Annotated in this window: 23 protein-coding genes and 1 riboswitch; of the genes, 12 read left to right on the top strand and 11 right to left on the bottom strand. The window is 63.8% G+C overall.

What is annotated here, in order from left to right; genetic code table 11:
* The first annotated feature begins 62 nt into the window (after positions 1 to 62).
* A complete protein-coding gene (locus H7J73_RS03890; RefSeq protein ID WP_094483535.1) occupies positions 63 to 1,490 on the top strand; it encodes a short-chain fatty acyl-CoA regulator family protein in 1,428 nt (475 codons plus the stop codon).
* On the opposite strand, the gene H7J73_RS03885 is transcribed toward H7J73_RS03890, so the two are convergent.
* The 3 genes from H7J73_RS03885 to H7J73_RS03875 are packed head-to-tail and all read right to left on the bottom strand — an operon-like array spanning position 1,466 to position 4,994.
* Positions 1,466 to 2,398 (bottom strand): HpcH/HpaI aldolase/citrate lyase family protein, encoded by a 933-nt coding sequence (locus H7J73_RS03885; RefSeq protein ID WP_094483534.1) that lies wholly within the window; start codon positions 2,396 to 2,398, stop codon positions 1,466 to 1,468. The two genes, H7J73_RS03890 and H7J73_RS03885, sit on opposite strands and share 25 nt — an antisense overlap.
* A 13-nt stretch (positions 2,399 to 2,411) precedes the next feature.
* The gene (locus H7J73_RS03880) at positions 2,412 to 3,596 is read right to left on the bottom strand and encodes a CaiB/BaiF CoA transferase family protein (RefSeq protein WP_264003238.1); all 1,185 of its coding nucleotides are present in this window, start codon (positions 3,594 to 3,596) and stop codon (positions 2,412 to 2,414) included.
* Between the two features lie 27 nt (positions 3,597 to 3,623).
* Positions 3,624 to 4,994 (bottom strand): LLM class flavin-dependent oxidoreductase, encoded by a 1,371-nt coding sequence (locus H7J73_RS03875; RefSeq protein ID WP_264003184.1) that lies wholly within the window; start codon positions 4,992 to 4,994, stop codon positions 3,624 to 3,626.
* Positions 4,995 to 5,062: 68 nt separating this feature from the next.
* On the opposite strand from H7J73_RS03875, the gene H7J73_RS03870 reads away from it, so the two are divergent.
* The 4 genes from H7J73_RS03870 to H7J73_RS03855 all read left to right on the top strand — a co-directional run bounded on the left by H7J73_RS03870 (position 5,063) and on the right by H7J73_RS03855 (position 7,951).
* On the top strand, positions 5,063 to 5,725 hold the full coding sequence (locus H7J73_RS03870) for a GntR family transcriptional regulator (protein ID WP_094483531.1): 663 nt from the start codon (positions 5,063 to 5,065) through the stop codon (positions 5,723 to 5,725).
* Between the two features lie 261 nt (positions 5,726 to 5,986).
* Positions 5,987 to 6,454, top strand: coding sequence for a (2Fe-2S)-binding protein (locus H7J73_RS03865; protein ID WP_165774279.1), 468 nt, complete (start codon positions 5,987 to 5,989; stop codon positions 6,452 to 6,454).
* A 198-nt stretch (positions 6,455 to 6,652) separates the two neighbouring features.
* A riboswitch (cobalamin riboswitch) is annotated at positions 6,653 to 6,770 on the top strand.
* 32 nt (positions 6,771 to 6,802) lie between these two features.
* On the top strand, positions 6,803 to 7,024 hold the full coding sequence (locus H7J73_RS03860; RefSeq protein ID WP_264065906.1) for a CbtB domain-containing protein: 222 nt from the start codon (positions 6,803 to 6,805) through the stop codon (positions 7,022 to 7,024).
* A 12-nt stretch (positions 7,025 to 7,036) separates the two neighbouring features.
* The gene (locus tag H7J73_RS03855; protein ID WP_264065905.1) at positions 7,037 to 7,951 is read left to right on the top strand and encodes a CbtA family protein; all 915 of its coding nucleotides are present in this window, start codon (positions 7,037 to 7,039) and stop codon (positions 7,949 to 7,951) included.
* 1 nt (position 7,952) lies between these two features.
* Here the strand turns inward: H7J73_RS03855 and H7J73_RS03850 are convergent, their stop codons facing one another.
* Both H7J73_RS03850 and H7J73_RS03845 read right to left on the bottom strand, forming a co-directional pair.
* Positions 7,953 to 8,204, bottom strand: coding sequence for a hypothetical protein (locus H7J73_RS03850; RefSeq protein ID WP_264065904.1), 252 nt, complete (start codon positions 8,202 to 8,204; stop codon positions 7,953 to 7,955).
* A gap of 19 nt (positions 8,205 to 8,223) precedes the next feature.
* Positions 8,224 to 8,844 (bottom strand): superoxide dismutase, encoded by a 621-nt coding sequence (locus tag H7J73_RS03845; RefSeq protein ID WP_094483489.1) that lies wholly within the window; start codon positions 8,842 to 8,844, stop codon positions 8,224 to 8,226.
* Positions 8,845 to 9,139: 295 nt separating this feature from the next.
* On the opposite strand from H7J73_RS03845, the gene H7J73_RS03840 reads away from it, so the two are divergent.
* Together H7J73_RS03840 and nicT are read left to right on the top strand one after the other, a co-directional pair.
* Positions 9,140 to 9,457, top strand: coding sequence for an ArsR/SmtB family transcription factor (locus H7J73_RS03840; RefSeq protein ID WP_264003243.1), 318 nt, complete (start codon positions 9,140 to 9,142; stop codon positions 9,455 to 9,457).
* A gap of 70 nt (positions 9,458 to 9,527) precedes the next feature.
* Positions 9,528 to 10,667, top strand: a complete 1,140-nt coding sequence (gene nicT / locus H7J73_RS03835; protein ID WP_264065903.1) for a Nickel transporter NicT — start codon at positions 9,528 to 9,530, stop codon at positions 10,665 to 10,667.
* Between the two features lie 305 nt (positions 10,668 to 10,972).
* Here the strand turns inward: nicT and H7J73_RS03830 are convergent, their stop codons facing one another.
* From H7J73_RS03830 to H7J73_RS03805, 6 genes are all read right to left on the bottom strand, one after another.
* Entirely contained in the window at positions 10,973 to 13,465 is a 2,493-nt protein-coding gene (locus H7J73_RS03830) for a S8 family peptidase (protein WP_264065902.1), read from the bottom strand.
* The gene (locus tag H7J73_RS03825; protein ID WP_308207387.1) at positions 13,458 to 14,420 is read right to left on the bottom strand and encodes an AAA family ATPase; all 963 of its coding nucleotides are present in this window, start codon (positions 14,418 to 14,420) and stop codon (positions 13,458 to 13,460) included. The genes H7J73_RS03830 and H7J73_RS03825 overlap by 8 nt, the downstream gene beginning before the upstream one ends.
* Positions 14,421 to 14,991: 571 nt before the next feature.
* Positions 14,992 to 16,497, bottom strand: a complete 1,506-nt coding sequence (locus tag H7J73_RS03820) for an FAD-dependent monooxygenase (RefSeq protein WP_264065901.1) — start codon at positions 16,495 to 16,497, stop codon at positions 14,992 to 14,994.
* A 79-nt stretch (positions 16,498 to 16,576) separates the two neighbouring features.
* The gene (locus H7J73_RS03815) at positions 16,577 to 17,041 is read right to left on the bottom strand and encodes an MTB12 C-terminal domain-containing protein (protein WP_264065900.1); all 465 of its coding nucleotides are present in this window, start codon (positions 17,039 to 17,041) and stop codon (positions 16,577 to 16,579) included.
* Between the two features lie 194 nt (positions 17,042 to 17,235).
* The gene (locus H7J73_RS03810; protein WP_264065899.1) at positions 17,236 to 17,955 is read right to left on the bottom strand and encodes a siderophore-interacting protein; all 720 of its coding nucleotides are present in this window, start codon (positions 17,953 to 17,955) and stop codon (positions 17,236 to 17,238) included.
* An 85-nt stretch (positions 17,956 to 18,040) separates the two neighbouring features.
* The gene (locus H7J73_RS03805) at positions 18,041 to 19,603 is read right to left on the bottom strand and encodes a PPE family protein (protein ID WP_264065898.1); all 1,563 of its coding nucleotides are present in this window, start codon (positions 19,601 to 19,603) and stop codon (positions 18,041 to 18,043) included.
* Between the two features lie 629 nt (positions 19,604 to 20,232).
* On the opposite strand from H7J73_RS03805, the gene H7J73_RS03800 reads away from it, so the two are divergent.
* The 5 genes from H7J73_RS03800 to H7J73_RS03780 all read left to right on the top strand — a co-directional run bounded on the left by H7J73_RS03800 (position 20,233) and on the right by H7J73_RS03780 (position 25,114).
* Positions 20,233 to 20,907: a TetR/AcrR family transcriptional regulator gene (locus H7J73_RS03800; RefSeq protein ID WP_264065897.1), complete on the top strand. Its 675-nt coding sequence runs from the start codon at positions 20,233 to 20,235 to the stop codon at positions 20,905 to 20,907.
* Between the two features lie 239 nt (positions 20,908 to 21,146).
* Positions 21,147 to 22,211 (top strand): zinc-binding dehydrogenase, encoded by a 1,065-nt coding sequence (locus tag H7J73_RS03795; protein WP_264066013.1) that lies wholly within the window; start codon positions 21,147 to 21,149, stop codon positions 22,209 to 22,211.
* Positions 22,212 to 22,323: 112 nt separating this feature from the next.
* Positions 22,324 to 23,343 carry a substrate-binding domain-containing protein gene (locus H7J73_RS03790; RefSeq protein ID WP_264065896.1) on the top strand — a complete coding sequence of 340 codons (1,020 nt, stop codon included), beginning with the start codon at positions 22,324 to 22,326 and terminating at the stop codon, positions 23,341 to 23,343.
* Entirely contained in the window at positions 23,343 to 24,356 is a 1,014-nt protein-coding gene (locus H7J73_RS03785) for an ABC transporter permease (protein ID WP_264065895.1), read from the top strand. Before H7J73_RS03790 ends, H7J73_RS03785 begins: the two co-directional genes overlap by 1 nt.
* The gene (locus H7J73_RS03780; RefSeq protein ID WP_264065894.1) at positions 24,353 to 25,114 is read left to right on the top strand and encodes an ATP-binding cassette domain-containing protein; all 762 of its coding nucleotides are present in this window, start codon (positions 24,353 to 24,355) and stop codon (positions 25,112 to 25,114) included. Before H7J73_RS03785 ends, H7J73_RS03780 begins: the two co-directional genes overlap by 4 nt.
* Positions 25,115 to 25,120: the final 6 nt, after the last annotated feature.

The following is a 25,120-nucleotide window of genomic DNA, read 5'->3' as shown; positions in this document are numbered from 1 at the left end:
TTGCGTCCTTTGTAGGGCCATGTTGCGGATCTTGCGAATTCAGCTCGCGGTAGGCTGGCCCGGTGGCTGGCTCGCCGTCTAAGACTTTCGCCGGGGCGCGACTACGCCGCCTGCGGGAAGAACACGGCCTGACTCAGGTCGCACTGGCCAGGGCACTGGATCTGTCGACGAGCTACGTCAATCAGCTGGAGAACGATCAACGACCCATCACGGTGCCGGTGCTGTTGGCGCTGACCGAACGCTTCAATCTGCCCGCGCATTTCTTCGCCGCCGACTCCGATGCCCGGTTGGTCGCCGACCTGCGGGAAAGCCTCGCCGAGAGCCAGGCCACCACGGCGCAGATCGAGGAACTGGCCGCGCGCATGCCCGATGTCGGGCAGGCCATCGTCAGCCTGCACCGCCGCATGGTCAACGCCACCGCCGAAGTCGAGGCGCTACGCAGCCGCGCCAGCGTCGACATCCCCGACGATCCAGCCCGACCGATGCCGTTCGAAGAAGTACGCGACTTCTTCTACGACCGCAAGAACTATGTCGACCAACTCGACCGGGCCGCAGAGGAACTGTTCGAGTCCCATCGGTTACGCGTCGGTGAGCTCGATGTCCAGCTGATCGGGGTATTGGCCGACGAACTCGGCATCACCGCCATCCTCGACGATGGAAAAACGCTGGGCCCCAATGTCAAACGCCGCTACCGCCCGGACACCGCGACGCTGCACATCGCCCGGTGGCTGCATCCCGGTCAACGCGCCTTCCAGATGGCCACCCAGCTGGCACTGTTGACCCAGGCCGAAACATTCGACGACATCCTGGCCACCGACGATCAACTCACCGCGGAAGCACGAGAAGTCGCCCGGATCGGGCTGGCGAACTACTTCGCCGGCGCCCTGCTACTGCCCTATCGCCGGTTCCTCCAGTCCGCCAACGAACTCCGCTACGACATCGACCAGCTATCCCGCCGCTTCGAGGTCGGGTTCGAGACCGTCTGCCATCGGTTGTCGACACTGCAGCGCCCGGACGCCCGCGGCGTACCGTTCATCTTCGTCCGCGCCGACGCCGCCGGAAACATCTCGAAACGACAGTCCGCCACAGCCTTCCACTTCTCCCGGGTCGGCGGTAGCTGCCCACTGTGGGTGGTCCACCACGCGTTCAACCGACCCGGCGAATTCATCACCCAGGTGGCACAGATGCCCGACGGTCGGTCCTACTTCTGGATCGCCCGCACCACCGCGTCACCGCCGAGTCGCTATCTGGGACAGCACAAGACGTTTGCCGTCGGTCTCGGGTGCGAACTCAACCACGCCGACAAGCTCGTCTACTCCGCCGGTGTCGATCTGACCGACGCCGAGACCAGTGTCGCGATCGGAGCGGGCTGCAAGGTGTGCGACCGGCCGGCCTGCGCGCAACGGGCGTTCCCCTATATCGGCAGACCCGTGCACGTCGATCCGCACGCCAGCACTGACCTGCCCTACCCGTCGGCCGCCACCAGCTGAGCCTCGCCATCGATCAGCGCAGCCCGCGCGAGCACCTCCTGGGCCTTCTTCACGTGAGCGGCGTCAACGAGGACACCGTCAACGCCGACGGCGCCGCGCCCCTTGGCCTCTGCCTCCCGGTAGGCCGCCATATTCCGTTGTGCCAGAGCGATTTCCTCGGAAGTCGGCGCGAACACCGCGTTGGCGATCGGCACCTGCGCAGGGTGGATCGCCCACTTACCGGTGTAGCCATACAGCGACGACCGGCGAGCCTCGGCCTCGTAACCTGCGGTGTCGCCATAATCCGGATAGGGCGAGTCGATGGCATCGATGCCGGCGATGCGTGCAGCGACCATGATCTTGTTGCGTGCGTACGCCCAGAAGTCACCGGGGTACTCGCCCAGTGGAACGAAGTTGGTATCCACCCGCGCACCCTGCGATAGCGAGAAGTCACCGACGCCGAAGATTATCGCGTCCATCCGCCTGCTGGACCGTGCGATTTCCTCGGCGTTAGCCAGCCCCTCGACTTCCTCGATGAGAACCTCCAACCGAATCTTCTTGTCCAGTCGGAGTTTTTCCTCAAGCTGGTCAAGCAGCACCTCTACCCACCAGACGTCCTTGGCCGTCTTGGCCTTTGGGACGACGATGGTGTCCAATTCGGCGCCGGCGCGTGTGACGACCTCGATAATGTCGTCATGACACCACGGCGTGTCCAGCCCGTTGATACGGATTGCGCGGGCGGTGCGGCCCCAGTCGAGCTGGGTCAGCGCCTGGACAGCCTTGCCGCGGGATTCCACCTTCAGGCTCACCGGGGTCGCGTCCTCAAGGTCGAGGAACACGAGGTCGGCCCCGCACGTCACACCCTTGACGAACATGTGGTCGTTGCAGGCAGGTAGGGCAAGTTCGGAGCGGCGCAACAGGTCGGTCATCAGTTCCTCAGTTTCAGAGCACGCCGGCGGCGTGCAGATTGTCGATATCGGATTCGGACAGGCCGAGCAGTTCACCAAGGACCTCGGCGGTGTGCTCACCCAACTTCGGTCCGAGATGGTCAATTCGGCAGGGTGTTTCGGAGAACTTCGGTACCGCCGATTGGACGGTCATCGATCCGAGTTCCTCGTCGTCGACCGTGGTGAACACGCCCCGGTGCCGCAACTGTTCGTCGGCCACAAGCTGGGTGATGTCATACACGGGTGCTGCGGCCACGTCGGCGTCGTCGAACACCGTCATGGCCTCATCAAGGGTCTTGGTGGACACCCACTCCGCCACCACCTCGTCGACCTCGGCGGCCCGAGCCAACCGGCGCTGAGGGTCGGAAAAGTCGGCGTCGGTGACCAGGTCGTCCCGCCCGATGGCTTTGAACACTCGCAACGCCAGCGCCGGCGAACTCCCCGACATTGCAAGCCATTTACCGTCGGAAGTCTGATACGTGTTGCGCGGGGCCGAGATATCCCAGCGATTGCCCGTGCGACCGGGCACCAGCCCCAGTTGGTCATAGCCGAGCAGGGTCTGCTCGAGCAGCCGGGCCAGCGGGTCGATCAGGTTGATATCGATCAACTGGCCTGGACCGCCGTGCACGTCGCGGTGATAGAGCGCCATCATCACGGCGTACGCGGCGTTCAGTGAGGCGACCCCGTCGGCCAACATGAACGGTGGGAGGGTGGGTGGCCCATCGGCCTGGCCGGTAATGTTCGCGAATCCGCTCATCGCTTCGCCCAAAGTGCCGAAGCCGGGGCGCTCAGATTTCGGTCCAGATAGCCCGAAACCTGTGATGTGCAACATGATCAGGCGTTGGTTGATCGCCCGCAGGCTCTGGTAGTCCAGACCCCACTTCCGCAATGTCTGAGGGCGGGTGTTCACGATCACCACATCGGCTTGGGCGACAAGCTTGCGGGCCAACTCCTGGCCCTTGGCTACCCTGAGGTTCAGCGTGACCGATCGCTTGTTGCGCGACACCGACTTCCACATCAATCCGATGCCGTTGCGTTGGTTGCCCCAGCTGCGGATCGGGTCGCCCCCGACCGGATCCTCCACCTTGATGACGTCGGCACCGAACTCGCCGAGGTACGTCGCAGCCAGCGGGGCCGCGGCCAGGCTGGCGAAGTCGAGCACACGGACGCCGTCGAGCAGCGCACGGTTCGTGGTGGGTGCCGCCATCTATGACGCCGACCCAACGGCCTGTGACACCGGGCGGGCGAGACCGAGATTGTCGCGCAGCGTTTTGCCCTCGTATTCAGTGCGCGCCAGTCCGCGGCGCTGCAGCTCCGGTACAACCATGCGCACGATATCCTCAAAGGCACCGGGGAAATGTGTTGCCGCAAGGACGAATCCGTCGCAAGCTCCGGCTTCGAACCATTCGGCCATCTGGTCGGCAACCTGCGGTCCGGTTCCGACGAACCGTGGACCCTGCAGCAGGGTCGCGCGATGCTCGGCAAGATCGCGAACGGTGACGGTGTCCCCGCCGATATGAGTGCGCAGGTTCTGCACGAGCCCCCGGATACCGGACACCGAGGCGATCAGCTCATCGGTGACAGGATCGTCGAGATCATGTTGGGCGAAGTCGTAATTCATCAATTCCGACAGCAGCGTCAGCGAGGCCATCGGGTGCACGAGGTCGTTGAGGAGCATCGCCTCGCGCTCCTTGGCGTGGGCCTCGGACTCGCCGACCACCGCATACGCCATCGGGCAGATGCGCACCGATGCCGGGTCTCGCCCTCCGTCGGCGATGCGTTGTTTCTGGTCGCGATAGTGGTCGAGCGCGACCTGCAAGCCAGGATCGCCCGTGAAGATCAGATCGGCCCAGCGAGAGGCGAATTCGCGGCCACGACCCGACGAGCCGGCCTGAATGATGACCGGCCGGCCCTGAGGGGTGCGCGGTACGGTCAGTGGACCGCGGGCCGAGAAGTATTGGCCCACATGCCCGAGTTCGTGGATCTTGTCCGGGTCGGCGAAGATGCCGGAGGTACGGTCGTGAAGGATCGCGTCGTCGTCCCAGGTGTCCCACAGACCGGCGACAACGTCGAGGAATTCGTCGGCGCGGTCGTACCGCTCGTCGTGGCCCAGGTGGGACTCCAGTCCGAAATTCTGAGCCTCGCTGTCGTTGACCGAGGTGACGACGTTCCACGCGGCCCGACCGCCGGACAGGTGATCCAGGGTGGCGAAGGTCCGCGCCACATGGAACGGCGCGTAGTAGGTCGTCGAATAGGTCGCACCTAAACCGATGTGCGAGGTGGTCTGGGCCAGCACACCCAGAATCACGCTGAGGTCGAGTTTCACCGGACGTGCTCCGTAGCGGGCAGCCTCGGCGACCGAGCCTCCGTAGATGCCGGGCATCGCGAGTCGGTCGTCGAAAAAGACCAGATCGAAACAGCCCTCTTCAAGCTGCCGGCCGATCTTCGCGTAATAGCTCGCGTCGAGGTACCGGTGCTCCGTGGCGGGGTGCCGCCACGAGCCCGCATACACAGAAGTGCTTCCGGCCTGCATGAATGCGACCAGCGACATCTTGTCGCGTCGCCCTGACGTCGTCATGTCCGGAAATCTAACATCTGATATTTCAGATATCAACGGTGAGGTGAAGCACACGCTAGAGTGCCGCTATGACGGTTGATATCGCCGGTACGGTGCGGGAACGCGCCGCGCGCGAGCTGCGGGACCGCATTCTGACCGGCGCATTGCCGGCTGGGTCGCGCATCGACCTCGACGCCATCACCGCCGAATTCGCGACCAGCCGCACACCTGTGCGTGAGGCACTGTTGGAGTTGTCCTACGAGGGATTGGTCCGGGTGGCTCCCCGCAGCGGCATCACAGTAATCGGCATCCAGCCCGAGGACGTGATGGACAGCTTCACGATCCTGGGTGTGCTGACCGGGCAGGCTGCAGCGTGGGCGGCGCAGCGGATCACCGCCGCCGAACTCGATCACTTACGCGAACTGGCAACCGATGTGGCGTCACGTTCCGGGAATGACAGCATCGGTGAGGCCAATTGGCGGTTCCACCAAGAGATCCACCGCGCCGCGCACTCCCCCAGGCTCATGACACAGATTCGTCAGGCAGCCCGCGTGGTGCCGTCGAACTTTCTGACGGTCTTTCCCGACCACGAACGGCATTCACTGAGCGAGCACGAAGAACTGTTGGACGCCTTCGCCTACAAGGATCCGGTGCATGCCCGCACGATCGCCGAGCACCACGTGTTGGAAGCCGGCCGTTCACTCGCCGCGTGGCTGGATCAACGTACGCCCGCGACACACCCTGGCGGTTAGGTGAACGGCTGGGAATCGGTCAGCGACGATCGGCCACGCAGAGCACTACGCACCTCCGGGAGCATTGGTCCGTATTTCGTGACGCGTCTGGACCCGGCCTCCCCCGGAATGAGTGCTGCGGAGTTCTTTGCACCGGACCAATTGCGTCGATTCGTCGACGCCGTCGCGCGGCGCTTGAACGCCGCTGAACCACGCGTGGCGGTTTCCTCGTTGCAATACGAACTCGCGGAACGCTTTTGGGCCGTTGCCTTAGGGGCCTGGGTGACGGATAGTCTGATACCCGAGTTGGATGCGGTGCGCTACGGACGGTCACCGGCGGGGCGGGTCAGACTTCACCTTCCAAATCCGGCAGCCCTCGAAAACCCGGGGGCCACGCCGGCCGAGACTGCGGCTCTTGCCTCCGCTCTCGTCATCGACCAGTTGACCTCGGTGCACACCGCGCTGAATGCAATCACCGAGGTTGCCGAAGGTCTGCTCTGGGGTAACGCCGCGGCGGCACTGGTCCTGGTTGCGAATACGCTCTTGAGCCGAGGCGAACGCCACCATCACGGCGTGGACGCGATATCGCGGGAGATCTTGGCCATGCCGCCCCTAACTGGGCGTCTAGACGGCGACATCATCGGCGCGATCAAGCGCCGTAGCTGCTGCCTCTACTACCGCACGGCAGCCCGACGCACCTGCGGCGACTGTCCCCTGACCGACACAGCGGTCGTCACGGCTCGAGCCTGACAATGACCGGCGTGTCGACGTGCCGGGGCTTGCGAGGGCAAGTGGGCCAGCACATCTCGAGGCGACGATCACACGGGCGCGTGGACCTGCGTTGGGCCAAAGGCCGAGGAGATCCGACCCAAGGCCATTCTGTCAGTTTCCTGGGAAATGGCTGTAGCGATTGTCCCTGCGTTGACACACATTTCACGCCCGTGTTTCGCTGTGCGGATCTACGTCGGTGCATGGAATTCGGTGAGACTCCGGAACGGTTGCGCCACTGTGAACCCGCCGAGCTTGATGGGTGAGTCAGACACTTCGCCGTCGTAGTCCATCCGAACACGGGGCGCATCACCCCTCCAGGAGGTACCTATGACAAGCATTCCAGCCTCACGGCCCGACTCCGGCATCTCCTCGGAGGCGCTGTCGGCCGGCCGCGTCATCCTCGTGCTGAGCGTGACCATTTTTCTGGCGCTGCTGGCCTACTACTTCGTCGGCGTCGACGAGGGCATGACCTCGGTCTTCGGTAAGACGATGGTGGTCCACGAGTGGGTGCATGATTCGCGCCACTTCCTCGGCTTCCCCTGCCACTGAGAGCGGCCACCCATGGAAATCCGTGTCATCGGGCGCGGAGCCCTCGCCGGGCTGATCGCCGGCATTCTGGGGTTCGTCTTCGCCCGCATATTCGCCGAACCCGTCATCAATAAAGCCATCGACTACGAGTCCGGCCGCGATGACGTTCTCAACGCACTCAACACCGCCGCAGGCCGGCCCACCGCGCCGGACGGGCCGGAGATCTTCAGCCGGACCATCCAGTCCGGCGTCGGAATCGCCACTGGCATCCTCGCCTTCTCGATCGGAATGGGCGCCTTGGTCGCCGTCGCCTACGTGGTCCTGCACGGGCGCTTTACGATTCGTCCGCGGGTATTAGCATGGGCGGCAGCTGGTTTCGGATTTCTGGGCGTGTACCTGCTGCCATTCGTGAAATATCCCGCCAATCCGCCAGCCATCGGGCACGATTTCACGATCGAGACCCGTGGAGCGCTTTACCTGACCATGGTTGCGACCTCCCTGATTCTGCTGGGTCTCGCCGTGTTGGTCGCGCGTCGGCTGTCGACACGGCTGGGCTGGGGACGCAGCCTCACCATCACCACGGCAGGCTTCTTAGTGCTGTACGGCATTGCGCTGTCGGCACTTCCGTCACTGGGCGACCTGTCGGCCAACGCGGTCCAGGCCGATCAATTCGGCTTCGCCCAGGCGTCAACCGAGACTCCCCAACCGATCACGAATATTCTGTCCACACCACTCAACGTGGACGGCAAGACGATCGAACCCGGCCAGATCGTCTACCCCGGTTTCGACGCCGACGTGCTGTGGAAGTTCCGGTGGTACTCGCTGATCAACCAGCTGCTGGTCTGGGGCATGATCGCGGTGGTATTCGGTGAGCTGATGGAGCGATTGGTCAACCCGGTGAAACGCGAGCCGACGACACGCAGTGGTGAGCCGGCACGGTCGGCGTGAGCTAATTCTGTCCGTTCCTCGACACTGTCGACGCAATCGCTTGCAGGATCTCAGGCGTGCTCTTCCCCGTGGTCGCTTCCATGCCCATTAGCAGCAGCCCTGACAAGTTGATGAGGCCGGTGATCAGTCCGGGGCCACCGTCCGCCTCGCCCAGGTAGGAATCGACGCGATCATGGACGAAGCCGGTGTCACCGCCTTGCGCCCACGCGGTCATCACGTCGATTGCCCACCGCGTCTTGTCATCGTCGGCCATCACGAAACCCTGGATCGGATTAGAAGATCAGGCCCGCGGTCTTCGTTGTCGCCGCGGCGTAGCGATCTTGCACGTCGGCCCAATTGACCACATTCCAAAAGGCTTTCACATAGTCGGCTTTGACATTCTTGTACTGCAAATAGTAGGCGTGCTCCCACATGTCGACCTGCAGCAGCGGAATGATGCCGAGCGGCACATTGGCCTGCTGGTCGTACAGCTGGAATGTCAGCAATCGGTTTCCGAGGGTGTCGTAGCCCAGCACTGCCCACCCAGAGCCCTGCAAGCCGTTGGCCGCCGCGGTGAACTGGGCGCGGAACTTGTCGAACGAGCCGAACTGGTCGTCGATGGCCGCGGCGAGATCCCCCTCTGGCTTGTCGCCACCGTTTGGGGAGAGGTTCTTCCACCAGATCGAATGATTCACGTGCCCGCCGAGGTGGAAGGCGAGGTTCTTCTCGTTGAGGAAGATCGCGGCGTGATCGTCGTTGGCGCGCGCTTCCTCAAGTTTGGCGATCGTGTCGTTGAGACCTTTGACGTACGTCGCGTGGTGCTTGCTGTGGTGAATCTCGTTGATCTGCCCAGAGATATGGGGCTCCAACGCGCCGTAATCGTAATCCAGCTCGGGCAAGGAGTACTCAGCCATGAATTCCTTCCTGCGTCCTCATGGACGTCACCGATGGGCTGCCGGCCCCGGTGGTCGACCAGATAAGCAGACCACCACTGGCCAACATCAGTCTAGCTGTTCAGATGTTCATCTGTTAGGTTGGACTGGTGAGCGGCCGCGGGCGCCGAAGTCGATGCAGCACATCACTCACACCCCCCAACGGGATGGCAGTGCGCCACGGCCGCTCACACGAAATTCTCTGTGGTTCAGAGTGATTCGCGATAGCTACCGACATGCTCGACAGGCCCACGCGGGTGGCGTCAACATTCGATAGATTGCAAAGCATGCAACGATCGGGCGCGAGTCGGCCGTGACCGAGGTAGATACCGCCACATGGGCGGCGCGCTTCGACATGCTGTCCGACCCCAACCGGTTAGAGATCCTGCTGGCAATGCACCGCACACCAGACATCTGTGTCAGCGATCTGGCGGAAGCGGTCGGCCGTACGGAGAACGCGGTGTCGCAGGCTCTCCGGGTTTTACGCCGCCAGGGGTGGGTTAGGTCGGTCCGAGTCGGACGCACAGTGAATTACCAGCTAGACGAGGGCACGGTGCATGACCTGCCGCATTGGATCGGCGCCCGCCGAAGCTAAGGTTCTTCCGTCGCTTCCGCCCATCTTTTCACATAGACAGACGATCAGGTGGGGCATACGCTCGCCATCCATGGCCACATCGGAGACCACAGATTCGCCTGCCGGCGGTTTTGCTCAGTTTCGGCGCTCCTTGTCCCATGCAGACAAGCGGTCACTTTTTGGCATGTACGGCTTCATCATCGCGCTTCACCTGATCGGCTTCGGGGTGCTGTTCGCCTTCGTCGTTCCCGAGCACTACAGACTCGGCGGCGACCATCCCGTCTTCACCGTCGGCGTCGGAATCCTGGCCTACACCTTCGGATTACGGCACGCATTCGATGCCGACCACATCGCGGCCGTGGACAACACCACTCGTAAACTCATCGCCGACAACCTCCAGAACCGCGTCGACCGCAAACCCCTATCGGTCGGGTTCTGGTTCTCCCTCGGCCACTCCACCATCGTGTTCACTCTGGCATTCCTACTGTCCGTCGGAGTGCGGGCCCTCGTAGGCCCGGTCGAGGACGAGAACTCCCCGCTGCACACCATCACCGGCATGATCGGCCCGTCAGTGTCCGGGGTGTTTCTCTGGATCATCGGCATCCTCAACCTCATCGCCCTGCTGGGCATCATCAAGGTGTTCCGGGAATTGCGGCAAGGCCGCTACGACGAGGCCGAACTCGAGAAGCAGCTCGACTCGCGCGGATTCATGAATCGGTTCCTTGGCGGGCTGACCAAGTCAGTGACCAAGCCGTGGCACATCTACCCCATCGGCGTTCTGTTCGGGCTGGGCTTCGACACCGCGACCGAAGTCGGTCTGTTGGTCTTGGCCGGTGGCGCCGCAGCGTTCAATCTGCCCTTCTACGCCATCCTGGTGCTGCCGATCCTGTTCGCGGCGGGCATGTGTCTGATGGACACCACCGACGGTGTCTTCATGAACTACGCCTACGGCTGGGCCTTCGCCAAACCGGTCCGCAAGATCTTCTACAACATGACCATCACCAGCCTGTCGGTTGCCGTCGCCCTGATCATCGGCACCATCGAACTCGTCGGGGTGATCGCCGACCGGCTGCACATCGAATCCGGCCCGCTGGCGGCGATCGCCAACATCGACCTCGACTACGTCGGCTACATCATCGTCGCCCTGTTCGTCATCTCCTGGCTCCTCGCCATCTCGATCTGGCGATTCGGCCGCATCGAAGAACGCTGGACCACCAATCTCAGCGGGTAACCCTCGGACGCGCAGCTCTACGGTGTCACCGTCCAGATCGCGTCACTGGCCGACGTCATCAGATCCAAGCAAGCCGCTAATCGGCCAAAGGATCAGCGCGTGCTCCCCACGCTGCGCGAGATCCTGGCGCAACCAGACTCGAACTGAACTCGACGCTCCGGCGTGACGTCCCGGCGAGCCATCTGCAGCGGTGCCGACGATGACCTACTTTTCGGCGGATCGACCCACCAATGTCACAGACAACAAGTTTGATCTTTCGGCGTTCGAAGTAGGTACGATTTCCGACGCCAGTGTGACATTCGCCTTTAGGTCCGGACTCCCACACCGACCCGCGCCTCAAGCTGTTCCCGAATCTCCTGGTAGACATCGACTTCCAGTTCGGGGGCAACCCAGAGGGAGATCGCGACCGCGAAGTCGACCGGTGCGCCATTTAACCCGCCGGCCTGTTCGCGGCACTGCACGGTCAGCTCGAACTCGTCGCCTCGACCGTAAGGCACGGCTCGGTTCACCTCCCACACCGCGTGCTGGACGGTGCCCCGCTTGCTGGCGTCCGCCTGAACGTCCAGCGCCGTACCGAGTTCCGTGAGTCCCGTCGGCTTCGCGAATGACAGAGCCGCCCTTCGGTATTGGCGGTGTCGCCAGTTCACGGGCGACAGCCACGCCAGCGTGGCCGTCAACCGTTTGATACCGGTCTGCTGAAGACCGGACGGCAATGGCACCGCCACCACTCGCTGCTCGTTGGCTCCGATTGTGCCGGCGCAGATGATCGTCGCCTCATTGGCCGCACACCCCCTTGACAGGATGCGAGAAAGTTCGCCGTAGCCGTGGGCGTGCGCTCCGATGCGATCATCGACCAGCAGATCCTCGGGTACGCGCGCACCGTGCGTCAGTAGGGCCTTGGTCGCTGCAGCGATCGCGGCACGGGAAAGCGGTTCGTCCGCGATCTGCCACAGTACGTCCACCAGTTCGGCGGCTTCCCTGGCGACCATCGCTGCCGCTGGACTGGTGCCGGAGGTGAAGACGAGCGAATGTCCATCCGCAGCAGCGACTTTGATGCCGGGTCCGAGCCCAGCGGACGTCGCTGGGACGAGGGCGTCGTCCCCTTCGAGTGGTGTCCTGTAGTAGGTGCGGCCGCCTGGGGCCACCAGATCGGGTTTGATCGATCTGCGATGCCCGGAACCTAGCGCGCTCACGGGGTTGACGATTTGTGAGTCGGCCCCGGGGTCGAACCGATATGGACCTGGCGGGACGTCGCCTGCGGCGTCCTGGCTGAGCGCCCCCACTGTAACGGCGTTGATCGCGTCCGCGGGTGCCAGCAGGCTCCGGCGCGGGAACGCCTCGGCCACCGCCCGGTTCACGGCTCCTGCGCGTTCAGGGCCCGTCAGGTCGGCGACCGACGTGGCCCCGCCTGCCACCGGCAGGCGGACGTGATTGCCGGCCGAGACCACCACGACGACTCCGTACAACGAGCTCAGCCAGTCGAGGGTCCGCGCCCACGCCGACATCACGCCGTCGAACGGCGCGCCGGGATCCCCTACTGAGAGGCTGACCACGACGATCGACTCCCCAACGGGGCCTCCGGTGCCGTCGCCGTCGAATAGCTCCCTGAATACGCGGCGCATGAGGTCGGGTGCGAGTTCGTCGCGGCGAAGCTCCTCGGTGCCGTCGCGCGTGGCTGGGTTCGGCGCGAGGATGGGGCGAACGAGCACCGGCCTGCTGGCTGGCGCTGTCGGCGTCGACAGGTCTCCCCACACCGCGACCGACGCCATAGCCGTGCCGTGCTTGCGCTGGCCTGTGCTCGACGCACCGGCCAGATCGTCTGGATCGTGCACGACGAGACGGTCGGCCAGCAGCGGGTGATTGGTCACGGGGACGCCGTCGAGGACGCATAACACCGGAGGGCCGGCGGACAGCGAGGGGTCTGGTTCGCCGGCGTCTGAGGCGGACTCGGAGATCAGGAACGACTGCGACGACGCACGGACGTACATCACGTGGGTGGATTTGACGACGTCCACCGCGTCGTGGTCGCCGCGGGCCAGGGCGCTCAACGTTTCGGTGGGTACCAGTGCCTTCATGCCGTGGAACCCGACCTCATCGACGCGCACGGCTGACAGCACCGAGCCCCCGTCCGCGGCGATCACAGTGGCGATGTCGCGCTCAGCCCGGTCGCGCAGCGCCGGCGAGAACCGGTACCAGAGTTCAATCTCGATCTCATGCTGTGTGTCGGGCAATAGTCCCGCCAGATACTCCGACCAGTCTGTGGCCCGCATCCGGTCCAGCGGGCCCCATGGTCGGACGTCCTTCAGGTGCGCGAACAGTTCTCGCAGCGGTGTGTAGCCGTGGGGCAGGCGTTCGCTACGCTTCCACTCCGCCCAGTAGCGCAACAGTTCGTCCATGGCGGACCGGTTGAGACACACAGCGTGTATGCATCCGGGCACGGGCAGGGACTGGTCCTTCGACCTGCGCGGGAAGTCGGGATCCGGTTCGGATTCGGTCTCGACCTCACTGAGGATCTCGAACCCGAGATTCTCGGCGACATTGGTCAGATCGACCCGCTCATCCAACCCCTCGAACACGACCACAAGTTCGGGGTCGCTCGCGCTCAGGGAGGCGACAAAGTTGATCTGATCGCCGAAGGCGCGCTCGAGCGCCTCGAACCTGGAGTCCAGCCGCTCCCCCTGTCGCCCACCCCCGGGAACATCGACCTTGGGGCTGTTGCGGGCGGTGGAGATGACGGGTGTCGGAGGCCGCACCCGACCCCACAGGACCGGGCGGCCGGGACCGACCGCCTCAGTCAACGGAGTCTGGCTTCGCGCGTTGCGCCCAACTCCTCAGGAGCCGGCTCGTGACGTCGGAGGGGCTCGCGTCGAACCCGTCAAGGATCTGGCGCCTCTGCACGTCCAGCGCAAAATCTTCAAGCTCGGCGTAACTCGCGTCACGCAGGCGGTCGGCGACTGTTCGCTCGGAGAGCCCGAAGGAGACGCCGGTCCTACTCGACCACGCCTTAAGCCACTCCACCTTCCCCTCCCGCGACGCACGTGGCAGCGAAAGGCGAAGCTGCATCCGCCGCCATACAGCTCTGTCTAGCAGCTCCGCGTGATTGGTCGCCGCGACTACGACCACGTGCGTGGGAAGCCTGTCGATCTGTAGCAGAAGGGAACTCACCACTCGCTTGATCTCACCGGTCTCGTGTGTGTCACCGCGTTCCTTGGCTACCGCGTCGAACTCGTCGAAGAAGAGCACGCACGGCTGCATGCGCACCGCGGCGAACAAGGCTTCGAGCCTGCCCGCGGTTTCGCCGAGGAAGGATCCGATCAGCGCCTCGTATCGCACCGACATCAAGGGCACCGCGATCTCCGTCGCTAACGCCTCGGCGAACGATGTCTTGCCGCTGCCGGGTGGGCCGGCCAGCAGTACGCGGTGCCTCGGCTCGACGCCGTGGCTCCGGAGCAGATCCCGCCGGTGATGCTCCTCGATCAGTTCGGTCGCCTGCTGTCGCACGGCGACCGGCAGGACGAGGTCGGCAATCCGTCTCAACGGCTCGATCTCGTGGAAGAGGCCCGCCGACTCACGCTGACGCGACAGCGGCGAGACGGTCGACGCAGTGCTACGGCGACGGGTCAGAGCTTCGGTGAGCTGCGAGGCGAGCACGTTGTGTTTCTTGGCGTTCTCTTCCGCTATCAGGGCTTCGGCCGCACGCCGAAACGCGAGATCATCACCTCCGGCCCCGGATTGAACCAGCGCAAGCAGCAAGTCTGACCTCGCCATGCCGCTCTCCCTCCGCTGCCCTACTTGCTTCCAGATACTTCCAGACACCTACGACTCGGCGGCGACACTCCGCGAGAGTGTCGCCGAAGCAACGCTGAAAGTGCCAACTCCCGATCCCCACCCCCGGCCGCCATCGCCCGGCTCACTAGTGACCCACGGAATGCGATGCGCAACCCTCCATGGATAACCGCATTGTCCATCAACTTCAGTTACCGGTGACAACACTCCACCGCCACGCCGAGCCAGCCGAGACAAACTACAACGGATTTCCCCATCGCTCGCCGGCCAGCCCGATTGCTTCACAATCGCCCACTCCGTAAACTCGCTGGTCAACGACTCAAATCAAAGACCTCGACTCGTGTCGTAAGTGGCGAAGTCCCCCCTCGGACACTCCGGCGACACGACTCAGGTCGACCGTCGCCTTCTGGCCGCAGGTACGGGTCGTGGTCAAGGCGCAGGCCCTTCGCCACAGCCGAGTCGGATGACCAGGCGTGTAAGACCTTTCCTTACTGGTATCAAGTCCTTACCGGAATCAGATCGCGTTGCCCACGAAGCGCTAGATGCCGGCGAGGGGTTGTCCGCACCACTGGTGGAGTGCTTCCGGGAGGCCGGCGCTGTTCGCGTCTGAGCCTATCCACGCCACATATCCGTCCGGCCGAACCAAAAGGGCGGTGACTTCCGATTCCGGCCTGTCCTGATGCACGACTCGCACTCTGTCGTTGCCGGCCACCATGTCACTGAGGCGTTCACCACCGACCGAGTCGATCAGTAGAAAACGGCCGTCGGTCATGTGCTCCGCTGCCATGTTCAACAGTTCGCTGGGCACGAAGCGACCGACCAAGGGGTGCGCCGAGTCTGGCGCATAGTCGAGGTCCGCTCCGCTGACCAGGCCGCCGAAGTATTCATGGGCATCGGGGATCGCCAAGACCTCAGCCAGGATCTCCCGGAGCGCGTCAACTTGTGGTCCTGGGCGCATCAACGCAATCTGCCCACGCGTGCTGCGCAAGACGCGTGCGGCGGCGGGATGCCGCTCGGCGGTGTAGGTGTCCAGCAGCGATTCTGGGCCGCGACCGGTGACGACCGACGCCAGCTTCCAACCGAGGTTCGCCGCATCTTGCAGACCGAGGTTGAGTCCCTGTCCGCCGATCGGGGAGTGCACGTGCGCGGCATCGCCGGCCAGCAGCACTCGTCCGCGACGATAGGTGTCAGCTTGTCTGGTGTTGTCACTGAACCGGGTGCCGGCGTGCAGCTTGTTGACGGTCACCGAGAGCCCGCCCGCCCGCAGCATGCTGTCTTGTAACTCGGCCGCGCTCATGGGTGCGTCGCGATCAACCGGTCCCGTGCCGTCGAACTCCACTGTCGTGACCTCACCGGGCACCATCAAGCTGTTGACGAGACCGTTGGGGCCGCGAAGTACCGCGGTAGGCCTGTCGTCGTCTGATAGATCGGCCATCGCGACCCGTCCAGTCATGGTGGGCGGCGTACCGGGAAACGAGAACCCGGCACTTTTTCGGACGACGCTTCGGCCGCCGTCGCAACCAACGATGTAGCTGGCGCGCATCGATCGGCCGTCGGCCAATTCCGCGACCGCCGAGATCTCCTCATTTCGCACCGCGGTCACCCGGGCATTGGCCACAACACGAACTCCGAGCCCCGCGGCCCATTCGGCGAGTACGTTCTCCAACATGTGTTGCTTCATCAGATAACAGCGGCCATCGGCGCTGTTGGCTGCCAAGGGCAGACCACCGAAGTGGCCGCCAGCGCGACCGTCACGCATCAGTTGCAGCACCTTGGAGATCTGGTCGCCCTCGCTCGTCCGCTGCCCGGCCTTCTCCAGGTGATCAATCCACGCTGACTGCGTGGCCTCCAGCGCAGGAATGAGCCCGCGTAGTGAAAGCGTCTGGGCGCTGCGTCCGTTGACGGAACGCTGACCGAAACTCCGTGTCCGACGCTCGGCCCCCTCAGTCCCTTCCAACACCAATGGCTTTGCGCCGCCGAGGCATAACTCGCCGGCGAGAAGCAGTCCAACCGGCCCGCCCCCTACCACCAGAACATCTTCCATGATTCCTCCTACCTGCAAATTAAGAAGCTGCTGCCAGCACAGCTGACATCTTCAACGGGGTCGGCCACCAATTGCTTTGTCAAAGTGGGCAACTGGAGGTCCGGGACGTCTCGAGGTAAATACTGCACAGCGAACGGGTTGAGAGCTTCCACGTTCCGCCTTTCTCGATCCAGTCCATCTCCCGGCGCTGCGCGCCGATCCCCATCACCGACATGACCAGTTGGGTATCCAGCTGATCACCATTGAGCGTCGGGTTTTCGATGCGCATGGACACCATCGATCGGTGCTGCGCCATCGGTCCCCCGACCGCATCGGCAACGGGGAGTGCGGCATCGCCAGCCTCGAGAAACGACGCTCGGTACGCCTTGTCGGCGTTGATGTCGAAGATCACCGATATCTGGTCGGTCAACTGGTCGGGCGACGGCACCGTGGTAGATGGCTCGGCGCGGGCGGGAGTCCCTGCGAGAAGTACCGCGACGGTGAGCGCACCGGTCACTGTTGCCAGGACTGCGCGCTGCAGCGGAATCCCAGAGGTGGCAGACATCATTTCTTCCATCCATTTCATTGATTTTCATTACCTACGCGGTCTGGTCGGGACATGATGGGTCAGGGAATCCACCGACAATGCCGGCCAATCATGTTGTTAATATTGATAACTCGCGGTCCATTCGACCGCCCGCACCATCGACGAACCGACCCCACCAGTCGATTCCGGTCTACGTGTCGTCGGAGGTTTCGTTAGCTCAGCCCGGCGCGTCCGTGCGCCCAGTAGGCGCGGGCCTTCATCCGGTGGGTCAGATCTGGTCGGCGGCGTAGGGCGCGGCGCACGGCGTTGACGGTGGCAGCATCGCCGGTCACGACGAGGTCAAAGGATGGGCCGGTGCAGTTTTCGGCGACTCGGAGGATGGATTGCAGTAGTTCACTGCGGTCGTCGGACTTGACGATGATGTCAGCGTTGTCGGTGATCTCGAGTGCGGTGAGAGCGCCGGATAAGATCGCGGGATCACTTGTCTCATAAACGTATCGAACGGACGGGTTGAGATGGCTGAGCGCATAGGCCAATCCGACGCTGGTCTCGTCCCCAACGAAGATCGTGTCCGCGACCGTATCGGAGAGATCCAGCGAGCGGCTTGGCCCATAGATCTCGGCATCAGCGCCGACCGCTGCATTGTCGAACCAGCGTACGGCCGGCCCGTCACCATGGCGGTAGGCGATCACCTCAGCTGTGCCCTCGTCGAGATTCCAGCTGATCGGTGTGTAGGTCCGCATCGCCAGCGACCCTCGACGAGGACGCAGTTGCAGCTTGTCTCCCGGGGTCCACTTGGCGCGGGTGAAGGCCTCGCAGCTCAGGCCGGCCTTGAGGAATCGTGGGGCCAGTTCGGTCACGCCGTTGACGCACACAGTGGTGAAGAGCACGTCTGCGGCCAGATCGGATAGACGCGCCGTGATCGGTGCCATGGCATTCCTTTCGTATCGCCGAGACCTGTTGGGTACCGGCATCTTCGGGTTTAGTCCTCGCACCGGGTGCGAGGTCTCGGGCCGGTCAGGGAGAGTCATCCACCGGCGGCCAGGCGCCGGGGATCAACGGCCGGGACGGGGGGTTGCCCTCGCCGCCGATGGGTGAATCGACGCGCACGAATCCGCGGGCGGGCACTGCCCGGTGACCGACGACTTTGCTGCGACCCGCGATGTCGGCACCGCGCCCGGTATCCGACGACGCGATGGCACCCGCTGAGCCGTCGGTCATCGCTGCGAGGGCACCGCCTGCTGGTGCCGGGTCATCGAGATACTCGTAGACGTGCATTGGTTTGTCACCGGCGAGGCCCCGCCTTTGACGTCGCCGCTTCCTGGGTCGCGACTCGTCGGCCCGGGCAGTTCCCGCCGCGGCTAGAGCACTGTCCACAACGTGCCGGGTGTGCGTGCCTTCCCCCGCACCGAGGGTGGGGGGATCGGGTGGCTCGGGATCCGCTGCCGCCACTGCATAGAACATCGGTCCGGCTACGCCCGTGGTGGGGGTTGGTGGTGCGGTGACGCCACTGGCCGGCGTGGCTGTCGTCGCGCTTGATGTCACCGCGCTGCCGGGTGCCGAGGTGAGCGACACCGAGATCGCTGTCATCCGCGGGCGGGCGATCGTGGAGCCGTCCGTATCGGCACCTGCAGGTGCCGGCACAGGATCAGTGGGCGGCAACAATCGGCTGGGGTCGGACAAGGCGATGGTGAGCGGCAGGGCGATGGCCGGACCGAGGAGCAGGAGCGCCGACCCGATCTGTAATGCGAACAGTGTCACGCTGATGCTGAGGTAGCCGACCAGTCCCGCCAGCGCTGTGAACAGCGGAGTGAGGATGCTGAATGCCGCGGCAGGATTGGTGGTCAACAGTGTCAGAATCTCGCCGAGGCTGAGGTTCTGCAGCGCCTCGATCACGTCGAAGACCGGCGCCGGTATCAAGATCTTCACGATGCCCTCGATGAGGTCCCACAACGTGGAAGCGCTGTTGTTCAACCCGGTTTCCGCCTCGAAGGCCTGCACCTGGGCAGCATTCGCAAGTGGGTGGCCGTCGAGCGATCGGGGAGCCAGGATGGGCGACACAGGCGGCAGCTGCGGTGTCGCGGCAGCTGCCGAGGTGGCGACACCGTCGTAGACGGTCATTGCGGTTGCGGCCTGAATCCACATTCTCAGGTAGTCGGATTCGTTGACGGCGATGGGGATGGTGTTGATCCCGAAGAAGTTGGTACCCAACAGCACTGCGTGTGTGGTGTGGTTGAGCGCAAGCTCTGCCAGAGTGGGCATTTCGGCGACTGCTGTGAGGTAGGCAGCGACTACTTGTTCCGACTGGGTGGCCGTACTCGCACTGACCGTTGCGGCGTCCTGCAGCCAACCGAGGAAGGGCTGATGTGCGGCGACATACTGTTCGGCACTTGCCCCTTCCCAAGCGCCGGCTTGCACCGTCGCGAGCATGTGATGAAGTTCGATCGCCGCTTCGCTGTACCCGGCACTCAGGGCGTTCCAGGCAGCCGCGGCAGTGAGCAGCGGGCCCGGTCCCGGTCCGGCGGAGAGCAGCGCCGAATGTACTTCGGGCGCAGAGGCAAACCACAACTCGCCCGTCATCGCCGACCGGTTCTGGCAGATGGCAGGGCTCGGACACGCTTCATGGTCATCGATCGATTCCTAGGTTGGGTTGAGCGCGCAGCCCACGTTGGGTGACATGGCTCAGATCAGCGGTCCGGTACCGGACACGGCGTCAATAGCGCTGGGGCACAAGCTCTCAGCCGCCGCCCACCCCGTGTCGGCAGCCGACACCCATCGGGCCCAATGTTGACCTGCAGCCGTTGTCGCAACGACGTGCAATCTGGGTCACGAGAACCTCCTTCCGGTACGCCTACCTCACCCACGGGCATAAATGTGAACTCTTGTGTCGTCCGGTCGATGCCGCATTTTGGACTATCTGTGCAGGTAGTACCGCTATTATGGGCAAGCGGCGGGCGGCCGTGCTAGTCGCTTTTTGTGGATGCGCGTCCTCTGCGTTCGCGACTCTCGGCCACGCCCCCGTCCTGCGGAAACAGAAAGCGCAAACCCACATCGCAGCGCATGCCCACCCGGCATTGTTCACATTTCTCGTTGCTCATCGCATTCCAGCTGCGCCAAGACCAACCACGCGGTCGGTGCTCTACAGCCCCCACACGCAAGGCGTGGTCGGGTTTAGGCTGTGAGCGGCTCTAGTTGGGCGAGGAGGTGCGGTGACGGCAGGCCAGCGGCGGCTTCAGCCACGTAAACGGCCGCGGCAGCAGCGATCCGCACGTACCCGCGACCGCATCCTCGAGGCAGCGGTCCACGTGTTCACCAAGTACGGCTACGCCCGCGGCACAACCAAGCGCATCGCCGAGTGGGCCGACATCTCCATCGGATCGCTGTATCAGTACTACCCCAACAAAGATGCGATCGTGGTGGAGTTAGCGGTACGACATCTCGATACCGGCGTCGCCCTAGCTAACCAACACCGACAGGCCGGATCACTTCGCCTCATCGAAGACGTATTGCGCGATATCGTCGCCACCGCCATCGATAACCATCGCCAAGACCCGGAATTTCTGCGAGTACTCATCGATCAAGCGCCCCGTTCTCGCGAACTGATGGCCAAAGCCTCCGAGCTGCAAGATATTTCGATCGATGCCATGCGACAGCTCCTTTCCGCTCAGCCGGAGGTAATCGTCGAGGACAAGGACTCCGCAGCCCGGCTGGTCGTCCTCACCATCGAGTTGGTGGTCCACCAGGCGCTGGCCGCCCCCAGAACCCTCGACACGGATGTCCTGAGCAGAGAATTAGTTGCGATGCTGACGCGCTACCTCACCGCCGATACTGCGAATTCAGCAACCGATCGGTCGGACACCACCGGCAGCGACCTCGCCCACTGACGATCGCCCCTTCTCGCGCCTCTGGGTGTACGACCATCCCCAGACGTATGCGCGTCCCTACGGAGCAGCGAGGCCGTGACCCCGCCGTCTGGGCCGGATTCGGCCGGCCGCCGTTCCTCGTTTCGAGCAATTCCCTGTAAACACTTGATTGCCAATGCTCGCAAAAGCACCCTTTCGAGCATGATCTTGCATTACATTGCGATCAGAACCAACGAAGGAGCGCCGTGACCAAGGGTGAAATGCAGGCCGTAGTCGTCTACGGCCCTGGTGACTACCGCCTCGAGTCCAAACCGATTCCCGTACCCGGCACCAACGAGCTCGTGATGCGGGTCGAGTCGGTGGGGATCTGCGCCAGCGACTACAAATGCTTCACCGGGGCACCCAAATACTGGGGCGACGACTCCCGGCCTCCCCTGGTTCAGCGCGGAATAACACCAGGTCACGAGTTCGTTGGGGTGGTGGTGGAGGCCGGCCCCGGCGGACTCGCACACCATGGCGTGCAGGAGGGGCAGCGGATCACTGCCGAGCAGATAGTCCCGCGCGGAGACGATCGGTACATCCGCCGCGGCCAGTACTGGATGGCCGAGGACACCACCATTTTCGGGCTCCGGGTGTTCGACGGCGCGATGGCCGAATACATGCTGATCCCCGCCGAGGCGCGGGTCCACCGGGTGTCGTCGTCGGTCAAACCCGAGCACGCGGCATTCGCCGAACCACTGTCCTGCGCACTGCACGGCATCGAACGTGCCGACATCCACTTCGAGGACACTGTCGTGGTGGCGGGGTGTGGCCCGATCGGATTGGGCATGATCGTCGGGGCAAGAGCCAAGTCACCCAAAAGTGTCATCGCCTTGGATCTTTCGGAGAAGAAGCTGGAACTCGCCCGGCTATGCGGGGCTGACACCACGTTCAATCCCCGAGATGTAGACGTCGTTCAAGCAATCCGTGACTTGACAGACGGTTACGGCGCCGACGTCTACATGGAAGCCACCGGCCATCCCTCGGCGGTGGTGCAGGGACTCGAATTACTGCGCAAACTCGGCACATTCGTCGAATTCTCTGTGTTCAGCGCCCCCGTCACCGTCGACTGGTCCATCATCGGCGACGACAAGGAACTCGATATCCGCGGGGCACACCTCGGACCCTACTGCTGGCCCTCCGCCATCCGGCTGATCGAGGATGCCGTGCTGCCCCTGGACCGAATCTGCTCTCATCAGTTCCCCCTGGAGAAGTTCGACGAGGCCATCGCCATGGTCGGCGCACTCGACAGCCCCTCGGTCAAAGTCTCCCTGCTCTTCGAATGATCAACTCACACAACAGATTGGACTTCATCGCATGCTAATGACGAACTGTTGGACCCGAACCGTGCTCGGCGTGATGACCGTGACCTCGCTGGCGGCCTGTACGTCAGGCCCCGTGAGCTCCTCCTCGGGCCCCGAGGATCGCTTCGACCCGACGGTGATCTCCACCGCCCCGTACAGCGGCAACAGCGCAGACTGGGTGTCCTGGGACTTCGAGACCTGTAAATTCGCTCCGGCCACCGATCATCCCAAGGAGTGGCACGCCGAACTGCGAAAGGCGAACGGCGACTTCACTGTCGGCTTCGGTGCGCAAGACACCACTCTCGAAGTCAACGTCACCATGAACGACTCGATGACCAAAGCAGCTGATGCTACCGGCGTGAAGCTGGCGTTCGCCGACTACAAGTTCCCCGACACCACGGCACCCGTCGAGGCCGCTCGGTCCATCGCACTGCGCGAGCCCGCCGTCGTCGTGAGCAACAACCAGGTGGACACCCTGCTCGGAACCATCAACAAGGTGTACTCCGACGCCTGCATCCCGGTGGTACAGGTGGTCACCGCGTCCGAGGGCACCGTGCTGTTCGGACCGAGCAATCCGGACATGGGCGCCCTCGAAGGACAGCGTCTGGTCGACCATGCTCGATCCCACAACTGGACCGCCGAGAACACCACGCTGTTCACCACCTTCTTCTCCCCGGCAGGTCCTGAGGTGGCCAAGCGGGCTTCGGAGTGCCAGTCAACTGTCGAGAAGGCTTTCCCCGGCATCAAGAAGGTCGACCACGACACCACCTCGACCAACTCACTGACGCTGCAGAGTGCCTTCACCGACGTACTGACCGCCCACCCTGACGCACAGAACATCCTGGTCTGCACCATCGCCGACGCATGGGCCCTGGCCGATGCCAACGCACTCAAGCAGGCGGGCCGGCACACCAACGCCGCGGTGACCGGGGTCAACGGCGGCAGCGCGGTACTCAACGAAATCAAGGCTGGGAACACCGCGCTGGTCGGCACGGTCGACCTCGGCGCAGCCCAATGGGGTGACTACTGGGTTCCGCTGGCCGCCGATATCGCGGCCGGAAAGCCCGTCCCAGCAGAGATTTACGCACCCATCAAGATGTTGCCGCAGGCCTGATGAGCATCACTACCCCAACCCCGACCGACGTCGGCCCGGCGCCAAGGCGACGGCTCACCGTCGACAGCATGCGCCGCGGCCTGTCCGTGCAGTACATCGGGCTGGTAGCGGGCCTCATCGCGCTGGCGGTGTTGATGTCATTCCTGAGTCCGTACTTCCTGCGGCCCCAGAATCTGATCAATATCGGTGCTGCCGTGTCCTTTACCGGCATCGTCGCGGCGATCACCACGGCAGTGCTGATCAGCGGAGGCCTGGATCTGTCGATCGCCGCGGTGATGGCGCTCTCGAGCACAGTGGTTGCCGTGGTGACCACGGCGGGGCAGCCGTGGTGGGTGGCGGTGCTGGCCGCCCTCATCACGGGTGCCGCCATCGGCGCACTGAACGGCTACGTGATCTCCTACGTGGGGGTCAACCCATTCGTCGTCACCGTCGCGACCCAGTTCCTCTCCCGCGGTATCGGATTCCTCATCACCGCAGGGGTCGCCATGCCGATCAACGATCAGGTCATCCGGATGATCGGACAGGGCCGGCTGGCGGGGATCCCGATCTCACTGATCATCATGGTGGTGGTCTTTGCGGTGGTCGGGGTCGTGCTGCGCAAAACGGTCCTCGGCCGGCACTGGTATGCCATCGGCGGCACTCCTGACGGCAGGATGGCGCGACTGGCCGGTGTGCCCGTGGCGCGGCGCCGATTCCAGCTCTACGTCCTCAGCGGCGCGGTCTCGGCGCTGGCGGGTGTCTGCCTGGCCGGCAACACGACGGTCGGCGACGCGTATGCCGCCACCGGGCTGGAGTTGTCCATCCTGGCCGCAGTGATCCTCGGAGGCACCGCCCTCAACGGCGGCAGGGGCGCCATCATCGGCACCGTGATCGGCGTGCTGCTCATCGGCGTGATCAACAACGGGATTCAGCTGCTCAATCTGGGGGTTTCCGCCCAGTACCTGTTCCTCGGCGCCGTCCTACTGGTTGCGGTGGTGTTCGATCAGGTCAGGACGAAAAGAGAGTTGCGATGACCCAGACCGGTCAGATCGCCTACGAGGCGCGCGGTCTCACCAAACGGTTCGGCGCAATCGTCGCCTGCGAAGACATCAGCATCGAGTTTCGGCGCGGCGAAATAACCGCGATCATCGGGGACAACGGCGCAGGAAAGTCGACTCTGATCAAGATGCTCACCGGGGCAACGCGTCCCGACGAGGGCACGCTCATGCTCAAGGGAGCGGAGGTCAAGTTCAGCAGCCCACTCGACGCACGTCTGCAAGGCGTCGAGGGTGTCTATCAGGAGCTGGCTCTGGCCCCGAATCTGGATGTCACCTCCAACGTGTTCTTGGGCCGCGAGCTGTCGAAGTGGGGAGTGCTCGATTCCCGGCGGATGGCGCAGCGGGCACGCGCCGAGGTGGCCACCCTCAACATCAACCTCCCTGGTGTGTCGGGAATCCCGATCGGCTCCATGTCCGGCGGCCAGCGACAGTGCGTGGCCATCGCCCGCTCGGCGTATTGGGCGAAAGACATCATGCTGCTCGACGAACCGACGGCAGCTCTCGGCCTGCGCGAATCACAGGCAGTCCTGGATCTGATCAAACAGATCCGCTCTCGGGGCCTGGCGGTCGGAATCATCAGCCACGACCTGCCGCATGTGGCCGAGATAGCCGACCGTGTCGTCGTGCTTCGCCACGGCCGCAAAGTGGCAGAACTGGCTCACCAGAAACTCACCGTCCCACAACTCATGGACCTCATCATCAACGGAAATCCGTCGCCCTCCATCGGGGATTGAGTCAAC

This window comes from Mycolicibacterium komossense (assembly GCF_025822605.1).
Classification (GTDB): Bacteria; Actinomycetota; Actinomycetes; order Mycobacteriales; family Mycobacteriaceae; genus Mycobacterium; species Mycobacterium komossense.
Note: the sequence above shows the minus strand (reverse complement) of the source record. Positions and strands in the feature narration are given on the sequence as shown.